The organism is Pseudorhizobium halotolerans, assembly GCF_902153235.2.
GTDB lineage: Bacteria > Pseudomonadota > Alphaproteobacteria > Rhizobiales > Rhizobiaceae > Neorhizobium > Neorhizobium flavum.
The window spans coordinates 172,028-185,920 of sequence record NZ_CABFWE030000005.1; the positions used below are offsets into that span (position 1 = coordinate 172,028).

A 13,893-nucleotide genomic window follows, 5' to 3' on the forward strand; every position below is an offset into this window, starting at 1 on the left:
CCGTCTGCGAAACCAACGACTTATAAGATCGAATTTGCAGCGGCAGTGATACCAGCCGGGAACTGGCGGCCGGACCGATCACAACCCTAACGATAAACATAAGGGGACAGCAGCATGAAGACCTTCAATACCCTGCTTGCGGGGACTGTAGCATGCTTGGCACTTTCGACATCGCTTGCCCATGCCGAGCGAGGCGCCGACGGTGAGCTCAAGATCCTGTTCTGGCAGGCAGTGTCTACCATGAACCCCTTCCTGTCGGCAGGCACCAAGGAAGTCTATGCCTCGTCCATGGTGATCGAGCCGCTGGCCCGCTACGACGAAAAGGGCGAGCTCGTTCCTTGGCTGGTGACGGAGATCCCGACGCTGGAGAACGGCGGCATTTCGGAAGACCTGCTCAGCATGACATGGAAGCTGATGCCCGACCTGAAATGGTCGGACGGGTCTGCCTTCACGGCCGATGATGTCGTCTTTACCTGGAAATACTGCACGGCACCGGACGGCGGTTGCGCCCAGCGCGCCCAGTATGAAGGGGTGAAGAACGTCGAAGCGGTCGACCCTCAGACCGTGAAGGTGACCTTTGAAGAACCGAAGCCTTATCCCTACAGCGCCTTTGTCGGCGCCCAGTCACCCATCATCCAGGCCGCGCAGTTCAAGGATTGCCTTGGAGCCAAAGCCCCCGGCTGCACGGATGCCAACTTCAAGCCAGTCGGCACCGGCCCCTTCGTCGTCACGGACTTCAAGCCAAACGACGTGATCACGTTCGAAGCCAATCCGAACTATCGCGATCCGGACAAGCCGGCCTTTGCCTCCGTTACCTTGAAGGGCGGAGGCGACGCAGCTTCGGCCGCGCGCGCCGTGCTCGAAACCGGCGAGTTTGACTATGCGTGGAACGCCCAGGTCGAGCCGGAAGTGCTGGAGGCGATGATGGCCGCCGGCAAGGGCCGACTGGAGATCTCCTTCGGGACCCAGGTCGAACGCATCAACATCAACTTCACCAATCCCGATCCAGCCCTTGGCGACAAGCGCTCGACGAAGGAAGCCGGTCCGCATCCGTCGTTGAGCGACCCCGCCGTCCGCCGCGCGCTGTCGCTGGCGATAGACCGCGACATCATCGTCGAAGCGGGCTACGGTCAGTCGGGCAAGCCCACCTGCAACATCGTGCCGGCGCCCGAAGCAGTCGCCTCCACCAAGAATGACAGCTGGTGCCTGAAGCAGGATATCGAAGCGGCCAACAAGCTGCTCGACGATGCCGGCTGGGCCCGCGGTCCCGATGGCATCCGCGCCAAGGATGGCGTACGCCTCTCCTTCCTCTACCAGACCTCCACGAACTCGGTCCGTCAGGCGACGCAGGAACTGGTCAAGGCGATGTGGGCGGAGATCGGCGTCGATGCGGAACTCCGCAATGCCAGCGCCTCGGTCTTCTTCGGCGGCGACCCGGCAAGCCCCGATACCTTCCAGAAGTTCTATGCCGACGTCGAAATGTACACCAACAACTTCGACGGAACCGACCCGGAGAAGTATCTGGCAGAGTGGCTGTGCGACAAGATGCCGTCGCCCGAGAATGGCTGGCAGGGTCAGAACATTCCCCGCTACTGCAATGCAGAATATGACAAGCTCGTTGGCGAACTGTCCCGGACGTCCGATCTCGACAAGCGGGCGGAACTTGCCAAGCAGCTCAATGACATGCTGACCGAGGAAGGCGCCCATATCCCGCTCGTCCATCGCGGCGACCAGTCGTCATTCGCGGTTACCCTTGACGGCATCCTCATGAACTCCTGGGACTCCCAGATCTGGAACATCGCCGACTGGCATCGCAAGAAGTAAGGAGCAGCCGGGGTTCGCGACACGAGCCCCGGCATCCCTTCTGCGCTGGCACATCGCCGGAGCGCCCCGGCGATGGTCGCAGTTTCAGAAAACCTGCAGCCTTGAAGACCCCGAAGCGGGCACCGGGTTGCAGTCCGGGGAGCATCGATGTTCACATACACGCTGCGGCGATTGTTGTTTGCGATCCCGACCCTGCTGGTCATCAGCTTTGTCATTTTCGCGCTGCTCGACCTTGCACCGAACGACCCTACAGGCGACCTGCCACTCACCATCCCGCCGGAAGTTCGCGAGCAGATCCGCGCCTCGCTCGGCCTCGACCAGCCCTTCCTTGTTCGCTACCTCCGCTGGCTGCAGCAGTTCTTCATCAACGAACCGCTGAACATCCTGGAAAGCATGACCGGCTGGCAATTCGGCGATGGCGAGCGCATGCGGGTCCTTTCATGGGCGACGCGAAGCCCGGTCGTCGATCTCATCGTCCAGCGCCTGCCGCAGACGCTGTGGGTGGTCGGCCTCGCCTATCTCTTCGGCATATTGATCGCCATTCCGATCGGCGTGATCTCCGCCTACAAGCAGTATTCCATCTTCGACCAGATCGGCACCTTCGTCTCCATGGTCGGCTATTCCGTGCCGACCTTCTTCACCGGCGTCCTGCTGATCGTCATCTTCTCCTCCTACCTGCAGTGGTTTCCCTCCGTCTACGACACCAATCTCCGGGTCACGGACTTCTCGAGCTTCGTCGCGCAGATGCGGCAGATGGCGCTGCCGGTCGCCGTACTGGCGCTCTACAACGCCTCCCAGATCGCCCGCTTCGTCCGCGCCTCGATGCTGGACAACCTGCATCAGGACTACGTGCGAACCGCCCGCGCCAAGGGCGTGAAGGAAAAGGCGGTGCTGCTTGTACACGTGCTCCGCAACAGCCTGATACCCGTAGTGACGGTCATTGCGCTCGGCGTGCCGACCATCTTCTCCGGCGCCATCATCACCGAACAGATCTTCCGCGTGAACGGCCTCGGCCAGCTGCTGATCATCGCCATTCAGGGCGCAGACATTCCGCTGGTCCAGACACTGACCTTCATCTTCGCGGTGCTGATCGTCCTCTTCAACCTGATTGCCGATGTACTTTACGGCATTCTCGATCCGAGGATCCGGTATGACTGACACGGTACTCCCTGCAGTTCCGGCAAAGGCCGAAAGCCCGGCCCGCTCCGCCGCCCGCGACATATGGAGACAGTTCCGCGCCCACAGGGGCGGTGTCATCGGCCTTGGCGTCTTCGTCTTCATCGTCCTGGCGGTCTATGTCGGACCCTATATCCACACCGTCGCACCGAACGCGATCAACATCCGCGACAAGAACCAGTGGCCCTCTCTGGCGCATCCCTTTGGAACCGACAATCTCGGCAAGGACATGCTGGCACAGGTGCTCGCCGGCGGGCGCATATCCCTCGCCGTCGGCATCACCGCAATGCTGCTGGCCCTCTTTCTCGGAACGCTGGTCGGCTTGCTCTCCGGCTACTTCCGGCGGCTGGACGGACCATTGATGCGGGTGACCGATCTCTTCCTTGCCCTGCCGCTGCTGCCGCTGCTTCTCGTCATCATCATGCTTTTTCGCGATAAGCTACGGGCTTCGTTCGGACCGGAGACCGGCATATTCATCCTGATCGTCTTCGTCATCGGCATCACCAGCTGGATGCACACCGCCCGCATCGTCCGCGGCGACGTGCTGGCGGTGAAGAGCCAGGAATTCGTCACTGCCGCCAAGAGCAGCGGGATGCGCGAACATCGCATCATCCTACGTCACATCCTGCCGAACGTCCTGAGCTCCATCATGGTCTCTGCCACCCTCGGCATCGCATCGGCGATCATCACCGAATCGGCGCTGAGTTTCCTCGGTCTCGGCTTTCCGTCCGATTTTCCGACCTGGGGGCGGTTGCTCTATGACGGTGCCAACTTCATGCAGCTCACACCCTCACGCGTACTCTGGCCGGGGCTGGCTATCTCGCTGACGGTCCTGAGCGTCAACTTCATGGGTGACGCAATTCGTGACGCGCTTGACCCTCGAACGCTCAAGCGCTGACGAGATTCCGGGCCCGGCGAAAAAAAACGAAAATATCTTCAGACGAGAGGAACGTTCCGGAGAGATGGTCGTTATGTGGATGTCTGGAAGCACCCCCCGTCCCCCGCCCTACAAAGCTTCCAGACATACTCTTCAGTCCCCCTCGAAGAGATGAGTTGGCTCGGTTCCCCTGGAACCGGGCCAATTCTGCATCTGGCCCACGACGCGTCACTCTCTCCTGTATGAGCGCCTTCAGCCTTCGTCGGTCACGCCTAGTTCCAGCGGGAAGGTCAGGTGGTAGGAAATGCGGTCTTTAGCGATGATATATTCGGCTTTCCCGTTGACCGATGCGGGAACCACGCGCTCCAGGACGGTGCTGCCGAAATGCGCCTTCATGTCCTGCGGGTCATGTTTCTCGTCTGCGGCGAGCGAAAGCGGCTCATTCCAGACCATTTGCACCATGTCATGGCCATCGATGCGCTTTCGCGTGCAGGACACTTCGATTGGCAGGCTGCTGCGCAACAGCGAGCCGTGGCTGACTGCGTTGACGATCAATTCGTGCAGCGCCAGCCCCAGATGAAGCGACGCATTGGGGCTCAGCAGGAGATTGACGCCCCTGACGCTCACCAGATCCCGATTCTCAGGAAGATATTTTTCGGTCTGCTGCTGCACGAGGTCGAAGAAATACGCCCCGCGCCAACTCGAATCCGTGATCAGGTCCTGTGACTGCGACAGCGAATAGAGCCGTCCGCGGAACTTGTGAAGGAAGAGGTCTAAAGATCCCGAATAGCGCGCAGTCTGCAGCGCTATGCTCTGGATGATCGCGAGCAGGTTTTTCGACCGGTGGCTCACCTCGCGCAACAGCGCCCGCAGGAGACGCTCGCGATGCCGCTCTTCCGAGCGGTCCACGATGGTCGTCACCAGGTGAAGCCCGCCATGAGCGAATTCCACGGCCTGAACCCGGAACTCGAAAAATTGCTCCGCCCCGACCATCACCTCAAGCTGGCCTTTCTGGCCGGCCTCGAGCATTTCCGCCTTCAGCGACGTCAGGCGGGCGGCAACTTCTGCTCCGAAAAGGCTGTTGTCGGTGGGTGAGGCGAGCGTGCCGCTCTCCCAGCCATCCGGAAGCCACACCTCTGGAAGGTTAGCGACGAGAAGATAATCGTGACGAGCATCCTGGATGATGACGCTGGCGCCGAGATCGACCAGTGCAGGCAGCAGAAACTCTCGCAACTTGTCATCACTCTGACCAGCTCGCTGCCATGTCAGCGGATGCACCAATTTCTCACCTCGTCCAACTTAAAGGAAAGAACCGGCAACACCCGTGCACTTTCCCGACCTGCCTTTGTCCTTATAGAGACTGGCAACCGGGGCAACAACCCGCCAATCTGTCTCCGAGGAGCCAGGGGTGAATGGGGAGACGCTCGATGGGTTCCCCACCCAGATGATTTACGCTCAAAAAAATAAGGCTGGAAATCTGCTGCCGGAGGAATACCACCGGCAGGCGCGTCACCCGTCAGGGAACGACAGATTTCGGTACCTGCTCAAGCAGCCGCCTTGACAGTTTCGTTGAAGAACAGAGCCTGGCTGATCAGCGCCTTCACCATGTCCGGGTTGAACGGCTTGGTCACCAGGAAGGCCGGCTCCGGACGCTCGCCAGTCAGCAGCCTCTCCGGGAAAGCGGTGATGAAGATGACAGGCACCGTCGAGGTCTTCAGGATCTCGTTGACCGCGTCGATCCCGGAGCTTCCGTCGGCAAGCTGGATATCGGCAAGTACCATCTTGGGCTTCGAGCTCTGGAAGAGGTCGACCGCTTCCTTGTGGGTCCGGGCGATACCCGTGACGCGATGGCCGAGTTCCTGGACCATCTGCTCGATGTCGAGCGCAATAAGGGGCTCGTCCTCGATGATCATGATGTCGGTCGCAACCTGGCGGGAGATCTCCCTCGACGCTTCATCAAGTAGTTCGGTCGCCTTCTGTACGCTGACATCCAGAACTTCCGCGGTTTCCTCAATTGTGAAGCCTTCTACGGAAACGAGAAGGAAGGCGTGGCGAGCCATCGACGGCAGCGAAGAAAGGTTCGCAGCCGCACGCTGTTCCCAGGCGAAGGGGGATTCGATGGGCCGGATTTCGATCGATGTGGAACCAAAGATCGCGACAAACAGTTTGTAAAGCGAAACACGGTCCTTGGACGTTTCGGGAAAGATCGAGACATCCGCGATCAACGCTTCCAGTACGGCGGCCACATAGGCGTCTCCGGAAGTCTGGGATCCGGTGACGGCACGTGCATAACGGCGCAAGTACGGAAGGTGTGACGCAACGCGTGTAGTAAGTGACATACAGAATTCTCCCCTGTCGCCCGGCGGGCAATTACGTGGGAAGAACGTGGTGCCGGAAAAAAAGTTCCGCAAGGGGTGGAACTTTTTTTCCGTTGCCGCATTGTTTCCTCACGATATCGCAACAGGCTGCCTGCGTGATGAGTGACGACAACAGAAAAAAGCAAGACATGACCCTTTCCCCGCATGACATGAAACCCGGATCGATGCCGCCGAACGCTTCGATCTCCCGGAAGCTGCGTGAGTTCTACGACGCAGTGCAGGAAGAGGGCATTCCTGATCGGTTTCTCGATCTTCTCGAGAAGCTCGAGACTGCTGAACGCAATGCGCAGTCGGTTAAGGTGAAATGACGATGACCGAGAACGATGATCGCGGATTCAAGCGCGACCTTCTCGCATCCCTGCCGAATCTCCGTGCCTTTGCCGTTTCCCTGACGGGGCGCCACGACAAGGCGGACGACTTGGTTCAGGACACGATCATGAAGGCCTGGGCCAACCAGACAAGCTTCACTGCCGGTACGAATATGCGGGCATGGCTCTTCACAATCCTCCGCAACGAGTTCTACAGCCAGATGCGCAAGCGCGGCCGCGAGGTGCAGGATACGGACGGGCTGTTCAGCGAACGCTTTTCCGTCCACCCTGAACAGTACGGGCGGCTGGATCTGCAGGATTTCCGTAAGGCTCTCGACACTCTTCCAGACGACCAGCGCGAGGCAATCATCCTAGTAGGCGCCGCGGGATTTGCCTACGAAGAAGCAGCAACCATCTGCGGCTGCGCCGTCGGGACCATCAAGAGCCGCGTCAGCCGGGCGCGTACCCGTCTGCAGGAACTGCTAGGCGTTTCGGGCGAGGGTGACTTCGGCCCTGACGCTGGGCACGCCGCAATCACGGCGCGTGCCTTCGGGAGTTAGTGATCCAGCTCCGGCACCAGCGGGAAGACGGCGCGTGCCGCTGCCGCAAGCTCGTCCCCGAAGAAGGGTTTCGCGACCGCCGCGGAACCCGGAAACTCGTCCACCCGGGCAAGATCCTCTGCCATGAGCGTGGTCAGGATGACTCGGGCGCCGGATTCCTGCCGCCGTCTGACCAATGGCGCAACCTCTCCCAGCAGGTCGACATCGAGCACCAGCAGTTCGAACAGGTCCTGGTCGAGCAGACTGCCGAGTTCGGGCGGCGTTGCGATCCGGATCTCGCACGGCATCGCCTCGACAAGGAGGCGCTCCGCCTCCATCGCGACAAGATATTCCCGTTCTGCAATCAGGATAGTCGGGATCGACGGAATCGCCCTCTCCTTCCGAAAGAACCTCTATGGGAGCAGGAAAAATCGCGGTCATTTAAAAAAGACACAGTGCGTCGGTCCGCGATAAGCTAGGAGCGGTTACCTCGCCACACGTGATTCATCATGGCCATATCGAAGCCTGCCGTACCGCCGCGCATCCCGTGCCAGCAGTGTCCGCTGCGGCCACGCCCTTCTTTCCGGGACTTTACCGAAGACGAGCTTGATTTCGTCGCGAGCTTCAAGGTCGCAGAGACGCCAGCCGAGCCGGGCATGGCGATCATGGTGGAAGGGGAACGCAATCCCTCGCTCTACACCGTGCTGAGTGGCTGGGGCTTTCGCTACAAGATCCTCGAAGATGGCAGGCGCCAGATCCTCAACTATGTTCTGCCGGGCGACATGATCGGCTTGCAGGGCAACGTCATGAAGGAGATGCAGCATTCGGTGGAAGCACTGACCCGAATGACGCTTTGCACCTTCGAAAGGGAACGGTTCCCGCAACTTTTTCGCAGCCAGCCGACACTGGCTTTCGACATCACCTGGATTGCGGCGCGGGAAGAATCCATGCTGGACGAGCACCTGCTGAGCGTCGGCCGACGCAGCGCATACGAGCGCGCCGCCTATCTTCTTGCCTTCCTGGATGCACGCGCGCAGGCGGCTGTCGCCTCCCACACCGAGCTTCGGCAACTGCCGCTGACCCAGCAGCATGTGGCGGACACGCTTGGCCTGTCACTCGTCCACACCAACAAGACCTTGAGAAAGCTGATGGATCAGGGGCTTGTGCGCTGGCTCGACCGCGGCTGCGAGATCATCGATGCCGCAGGCCTTTATCGAGCAGCGGAATGGCGCCCCCCTAAGGAGGGAGCCCGGCCTTTCATCTAGGCGGCATGTCTTGGCGCGGAGGGTTTCCCTCGCGCTTGCCCATCATCGGCGCAATCATATCCATGCTGCGCATTGCGAGAAAACCCAGCCCGCCGGCAATTGCAAGCGCGGCCAATGGACGCGAGCGAATGAGAATCGGCACGGCAGAAAGCCCCGCCGTGATCATCAGGGCGCGACCACCAGTGTTTGCCGCAGCCTCCCGCTTTCGTCTCTCTTCTGCGCGGGCCATGGATCCTGCGATGAGGAAGATGACCAGTGCGAGGAAGAGACCGCCTCCGGCGATGGTGAGCAACGCTCCCACCGCCCCGAGGTGCTGCGCGATCGCAAGGGCCGCTGCTGCTACCAGGGCACCATAGGCCGTCAGCACGAAGAGCAGCATCAGCGCGTACAAGACGACATTGCGGCGCAGACGGTTCACGAAGGCCGCCGCATCGATCGCTGCCACCGATGCCAGAAGCGGTGCCAGTCCCGAGAGCATCAGCGGCGGACCAGCAGAGCGATCAGGAAGCCTACGCCCGCGGCCATCGCCACCGCCTGCAGCGGGTTCGTGCGGATCTTGCCTTCGAGGTCCTTCTCAAGGGAAAGAGCTTGGTCGCGCGCGGCTTCAACCATCTGCATGGAGACATCGGTGGCATCATTGGTCGCCTTCCGCACGCGATTGCGGTAATCGCCCGCCTTGTCGGAGCCTACCGCAGCAACGGTACGTGCGAGATTTGCGATATCATCGCGAAGCTGCTGGAGCTGGGCCTCGATATCGCTCCGCGATGCGGAAGAGCCCATCGGCTCGTTCGGTGTATTGACGGGTGCCATCACTTACTCCTGTTATCGTCTCGGCAAGAAAATCATTCGGCGCAGTTCTTCGGCTGTCTCGACGAAGGCCGAAGAACTAGAGCAAGATTATCGCGGGGATGGGGAAACCCAACCAGCCACAGAAGAATATCCTTTCATAGGAACCTCCTGAGGCGAACGCAACCGTGGCACGCGCGGCTCGCCCCCTCCGCGCTGCAAGCGGTGAATGGGCTCAGGGCGATTTTGTTCCAGAAAAAGTTCCCGACCATCAAGAGCGGCGATCGAGATGATCCCGCAGGCCGTCCCCAACTAGACTGAAACCGAGGACGGAGAGGAAGATCGTCAATCCCGGGAGAAGCGCCAGCCACGGCGCTTGGCCGACGTAGGTCTGGGCATCTGCCAGCATCCTTCCCCAGCTGGGAGCGGGTGGCGCCATGCCGAGCCCCAGGAAGCTGAGGCCGGCTTCCGTAAGGATCGCGAGCCCCAACTGGATCGTCACCTGTACGATGATCTGCCCCGCGATATTGGGAAGCACATGCACGAGCGTAATCTTCCACCCCGCCCGACCCATGCCGATGGCTGCGCTGACATAGGACAATGTCCAGATCTGCGTCGCCGCACCAAGCGTCAGGCGGGCAAAGACTGGGACCATGAAGACAGCAATGGCGATGATGGCGGTAAATTGCCCTGCCCCAATGAACGCCGCCAACATCATCGCCGACAGGATTGGTGGAATCGCGAAGATGATGTCGCATCCCCGCATCACGACGGCGCTCCGCCACCCGCCGCGTGCCGCGACGGTAAGTCCAACCAAGGTTCCAATGCTGGCGCCGATTGCGACCGCCACAGCCGCCGTCGAAAGGGAATTCCACGCTCCTGCCATTAGCATGGAGGCAACATCGCGCCCGAACTGGTCGGTGCCAAGCAAGCCGTACTCCAAGGGAGATTTCAGCCTGGACGCGATTTGCATCTTGGCCGGAGAAAACGGCGTCCAGAACAGAGAAAGGATGGCAACCAGCGACAAAGCCGTGGTCAACACCAGCCCAGCAAGGAGCAGCGGTCGACGAAGCATGGCACGGCTCATCGGCTTGCCACCCGCATTCTGGGGTCGATGACGAGATAAAGGATGTCCACGAGGAAGTTAACGATGATGACGAGTGCCGCGAAGAACAGCACCACATCCTGCATGACGATGACGTCGCGCTGGGACAGTGACTGGAAGGCGAGACGGCCGAGGCCCGGGAGATTGAAGACATTCTCCACCAGGACAGCACCCGCCACCAGAAAGGTGAACTGCAGGCCGAGGACGGTGACGATCGGCACGAGCGAAGCCGGAAGTGCGTGCCGCCAGACGGCCGCCCGCTCGCTCAACCCCTTGGCGCGGGCCGTCCTGATGTAATCCTCGGCAAGCACATCGAGGATCGCCGAACGGGTTACGCGTGTCAGCACTGCGGCCTGCGGCAGGGCGAGCGCAAGTGCCGGCAGCAGGAGCGCCCGGAAGGCGGTCGCGTAGCCGTCACTCCAACCCGGAAATCCGCCCGCCGGAAACCATCCCAGGCCAGTCGCAAAGAGCATGATCAGCAGCAGCCCGAACCAGAATGAAGGAACCGCAATGCCGGCATAGGAGAAGAGGGAAACCGCGAGGTCCACGGATCGGTGGTGGTTCCGTGCTGCCTGCACCCCGAGCGGGATGGCGATGACCAGTGACATGAGGATGGCCATGGATGCCAACGGCAGCGTCACGGCAAGGCGTTCGCCAATCAGGCCGGCGACCGGCACGCCATAGGTGTACGAGATGCCGAGATCGCCTTGAAGCACACCACCAAGCCACTCGACATAGCGAAGCGGAAGCGGTCTATCCAGTCCCAACTCCCTCTGTAGTGCCGCCAGCGTGTCGGGGCTCGCCGAGGTGCCGAGCATGATCGAGGCCGGGTCCCCCGGGAGCAGGTCCATCACCATGAAGATGAACACCGACACGACAACAAGCGTCAGGATCAGGCCGGCAAAGCGGCGAGCCACAAGGCCGGTCATGATCGCTGGACGGCCAGCCGTCTGGTACCGCGATTGCTCCGGACGCTGAAGGTGCTACCGCCGAGCATCACCCAGACGCGGTCGAGGGATTGAAGTCCAGCCACCTGCCCAACCTGAAACACCACGGAGCGGCTGTCAGTCATTCCGGAACCTCGGCACTCACTCCTCCCAATAGACCTCCGCCAACACGTTAGAAGGAATCGGCTCGTTCTCCCACAGGCCCTTCAGCTTACGGTCCCAGACGCCCAGCTTCGGCATCACGAAGAGGTAGAGCGCCGGAACGTCCTCCGCCAGGATTTTCTGCGCCTCTCCGTAGAGGGCTGCCTGTTCGCTAGCGTCACTGGTCTGCTGCACCTTGTCCAGCACCTCGTTGAAGGCAGGGTTCTTGTAGTTGAAGTAGTATGGGTCGCGGGCATAGATGTCGATGTCCATCGGCTCGGCATGGGCGACGATCGTCATCTCGTAGTCCGCCGCCTTCAGCACGTCTGAGACCCACTTGGCGGGAAACTCGGTGGTCTCGATGTTCATCGTCACGCCGATCTCGGCAAACATGGCCTGCATGATCTGCGAAGTCCGCTGCGCATAAGCCATCTGCGGCGCCTTGATCGTAAAGCTCAGGCCGTTTGCGAACCCCGCCTCCGCCAGCAAGGCTTTTGCCTTCTCGGGATCATAGGGATGAGTGCCGGTCAGGTCGACATAGCCCGGATCATTGGGCGTATAGTGGCTTCCGATCGGCGTGCCGAAGCCGGACCAGGCACCGTCCACCACCATATTGCGATCGATCGCCATCATCAGGGCCTGGCGCACGCGCTTGTCTTCGAAGGGTTTGCGGGCATTGTTCATGCCGGCGACGACCTTCAGTTCCGTATTGCCGATGACCGTAGTCAGCCGCTCGTCGCCATCGAAACTCTGCATCAGTTCAGGTGCCGCGAATTCCGGGAATGCATCCACATCCCCTGCCTTCAGCGCTGCTGCCTGCGCCTGGGGGTCCGACATGAAGCGGAAGGCAGCCGTTTCCAGCCGGGCTGCGGCTTCGGGGTTCCAATAGTTCGGATTGCGCGCCAGCTCTACCTTGTCCCCCTTAGCCCAGCTGACGAACTTGAACGGACCCGTGCCGATCGGCATCGTCTTGTTAGTCTCGGCGGAGCGGGTGCCGACCATGCTGGAGGACGGCCATGCCAGCCAGTAGAGAAGACTGCCGGTGGGCTTCGAAAGCTTCAGCACCAGCGTCTGCGCATCAGGCGTTTCGACGGATTCGACCGTCGCAAAATAGCGTTTCTGCGGATTGACGGAATCCTGCCCGCGCGCCCGCTCGATCGTGAACTTGGCGACGGATGAATCGAAGGCTTCGCCGTCATGGAAGGTAACGCCCGTCCGCAGCTTGAATGTATATGTCAGCCCGTCCTCGGAGGTCTCCCAGCTTTCGGCCAGTTGGGGCTGGACCTGCCCGTCCCGGTCGATGGTCGTCAGCCCCTCGAAAATGTTCTGCCAGGTGACCTGTCCGATCGCGACAGGTGCGGCAATGGTCGGATCAAGACCCGTCGGCTCGACCGACATGCCGATGGTGACCGATGTCTTCGGAGCGGCAAGCGCATCACGGGGCGCACCCGCGCCCAATGCCGTCGTTGCGATGCAGGCGCTGATCGTCGCTGCGGCGATCTTGGAACGAGTAAGCATGGGTCAAGCCTCCAACTGGAAAGAACCAGGAGGCATATGGCATGTCACTAGCGAACACACAATAGTAAGAAAGAAGCACATGCGTTGCCAAAACGGCTACACGGGGACGTATGCGAGATGCTACATTTGGGCTTGGCGGGCTTTAGCCATGTGTTCCTCAATGAACTCAAGCAGCGCGTTGGCCGCGTGAGACAGCTGCCGGTCGGAGGAGACACAAAGGTCGATGGATGTGTGGACGGCCTTCCCATTCGCGACCGGCACCGCAGCCAGCAGGCCACCTTCTATCTCTCTTTGGACAGAGAGCGCCGGGAGCAAGGTCACCGCAGCGCCACGCAGGACCAGTTCCTTCAGCATCTCGACGGAACTGCTGACAAAGACCGGATCGAGATCGATCCTCTCGCGGGCGAAGATATCTTCGATCGCCTGGCGAGCGGCAAAGCTGCGCTCGGGAAGGGCGAGCGGCATGCGCGCCAGTTGCTCCAGAGGGATGTCGCTCGCCTTCGCTGAAGGGTGATTGGCACTGACAATGACGTCATAGACGATCTCGGAACGCAGCCGGAGCTTCACCCCGGCGGTCGATGGGGCAAACAAGGAGACTGCAAGATCGGCATCGCCGGAGCCGAGCGCCTCGATCGCCTGCCGGGCGCTGGTGATTGCCACTTCGAACCTCAGCTTCGGATGACGAAGGCTGAATTGCGCCAGCGCCGGCGCGATGACGTTGGCGACCGTGGCGCCGTTGGCGTAGATCACGACCTTACCACCCTCCAGGCCCTGCAGGTCGTTGATGAGCTGATGGACATGCTCGAGTTCACGCAATGTCCTTCCCGCCCGATCCGCCAGCAGCCGGCCGGCCGCCGTCAGCCGGATACCGCGATTGGTCCTTTCGACGAGTTGGGCGCCGAAATGCTCCTCCAGGTTCTCGATCTGGCGGCTCACCGCGGTCGCGGCAACATTGAGGTTCTCCGCGGCTGCCCGCATCGAGTTGGTACGGACGACTTCATCGAAATACATGAGAGCGCGAAGGTTCAT

General features: G+C 60.9%; 15 protein-coding genes. 6 read left to right on the forward strand and 9 right to left on the reverse strand.

Annotated elements, in window-relative coordinates; translation table 11 throughout:
* The first annotated feature begins 114 nt into the window (after positions 1-114).
* From FN060_RS05750 to FN060_RS05760, 3 genes are all read left to right on the forward strand, one after another.
* A complete protein-coding gene (locus FN060_RS05750) occupies positions 115-1,824 on the forward strand; it encodes a peptide ABC transporter substrate-binding protein (RefSeq protein ID WP_142587268.1) in 1,710 nt (569 codons plus the stop codon).
* Between the two features lie 147 nt (positions 1,825-1,971).
* Complete coding sequence (locus FN060_RS05755; RefSeq protein ID WP_077549786.1) at positions 1,972-2,982, forward strand: ABC transporter permease; 1,011 nt, start codon at positions 1,972-1,974, stop codon at positions 2,980-2,982.
* On the forward strand, positions 2,975-3,898 hold the full coding sequence (locus FN060_RS05760; protein ID WP_142587269.1) for an ABC transporter permease: 924 nt from the start codon (positions 2,975-2,977) through the stop codon (positions 3,896-3,898). Before FN060_RS05755 ends, FN060_RS05760 begins: the two co-directional genes overlap by 8 nt.
* 231 nt (positions 3,899-4,129) lie before the next feature.
* Here the strand turns inward: FN060_RS05760 and FN060_RS05765 are convergent, their stop codons facing one another.
* On the reverse strand, positions 4,130-5,110 hold the full coding sequence (locus tag FN060_RS05765; protein ID WP_244665698.1) for a sensor histidine kinase: 981 nt from the start codon (positions 5,108-5,110) through the stop codon (positions 4,130-4,132).
* Between the two features lie 311 nt (positions 5,111-5,421).
* Positions 5,422-6,216, reverse strand: coding sequence for a response regulator (locus FN060_RS05770; protein ID WP_052639501.1), 795 nt, complete (start codon positions 6,214-6,216; stop codon positions 5,422-5,424).
* Positions 6,217-6,383: 167 nt separating this feature from the next.
* Here FN060_RS05770 and FN060_RS05775 point away from each other — a divergent pair, with 167 nt between their 5' ends.
* Positions 6,384-6,563 carry a NepR family anti-sigma factor gene (locus FN060_RS05775; RefSeq protein ID WP_077549788.1) on the forward strand — a complete coding sequence of 60 codons (180 nt, stop codon included), beginning with the start codon at positions 6,384-6,386 and terminating at the stop codon, positions 6,561-6,563.
* Positions 6,564-6,565: 2 nt separating this feature from the next.
* Positions 6,566-7,123, forward strand: a complete 558-nt coding sequence (locus FN060_RS05780) for an RNA polymerase sigma factor (RefSeq protein WP_052642188.1) — start codon at positions 6,566-6,568, stop codon at positions 7,121-7,123.
* On the opposite strand, the gene FN060_RS05785 is transcribed toward FN060_RS05780, so the two are convergent.
* A complete protein-coding gene (locus FN060_RS05785) occupies positions 7,120-7,440 on the reverse strand; it encodes a hypothetical protein (protein WP_142587271.1) in 321 nt (106 codons plus the stop codon). The two genes, FN060_RS05780 and FN060_RS05785, sit on opposite strands and share 4 nt — an antisense overlap.
* 171 nt (positions 7,441-7,611) lie before the next feature.
* On the opposite strand from FN060_RS05785, the gene FN060_RS05790 reads away from it, so the two are divergent.
* Positions 7,612-8,367 carry a Crp/Fnr family transcriptional regulator gene (locus FN060_RS05790; RefSeq protein WP_077549790.1) on the forward strand — a complete coding sequence of 252 codons (756 nt, stop codon included), beginning with the start codon at positions 7,612-7,614 and terminating at the stop codon, positions 8,365-8,367.
* Here the strand turns inward: FN060_RS05790 and FN060_RS05795 are convergent.
* The 6 genes from FN060_RS05795 to FN060_RS05820 all read right to left on the reverse strand — a co-directional run bounded on the left by FN060_RS05795 (position 8,360) and on the right by FN060_RS05820 (position 13,893).
* On the reverse strand, positions 8,360-8,845 hold the full coding sequence (locus FN060_RS05795; RefSeq protein ID WP_142587272.1) for a hypothetical protein: 486 nt from the start codon (positions 8,843-8,845) through the stop codon (positions 8,360-8,362). The two genes, FN060_RS05790 and FN060_RS05795, sit on opposite strands and share 8 nt — an antisense overlap.
* Positions 8,845-9,177, reverse strand: coding sequence for an ElaB/YgaM/YqjD family protein (locus FN060_RS05800; RefSeq protein WP_052639506.1), 333 nt, complete (start codon positions 9,175-9,177; stop codon positions 8,845-8,847). Before FN060_RS05800 ends, FN060_RS05795 begins: the two co-directional genes overlap by 1 nt.
* A 247-nt stretch (positions 9,178-9,424) precedes the next feature.
* A complete protein-coding gene (locus tag FN060_RS05805) occupies positions 9,425-10,240 on the reverse strand; it encodes an ABC transporter permease (protein ID WP_142587273.1) in 816 nt (271 codons plus the stop codon).
* Positions 10,237-11,187 carry an ABC transporter permease gene (locus FN060_RS05810; RefSeq protein ID WP_142587274.1) on the reverse strand — a complete coding sequence of 317 codons (951 nt, stop codon included), beginning with the start codon at positions 11,185-11,187 and terminating at the stop codon, positions 10,237-10,239. Before FN060_RS05810 ends, FN060_RS05805 begins: the two co-directional genes overlap by 4 nt.
* Positions 11,188-11,346: 159 nt before the next feature.
* A complete protein-coding gene (locus tag FN060_RS05815; RefSeq protein WP_142587275.1) occupies positions 11,347-12,864 on the reverse strand; it encodes an ABC transporter substrate-binding protein in 1,518 nt (505 codons plus the stop codon).
* A 120-nt stretch (positions 12,865-12,984) separates the two neighbouring features.
* Positions 12,985-13,893, reverse strand: coding sequence for a LysR family transcriptional regulator (locus tag FN060_RS05820; protein ID WP_142587276.1), 909 nt, complete (start codon positions 13,891-13,893; stop codon positions 12,985-12,987).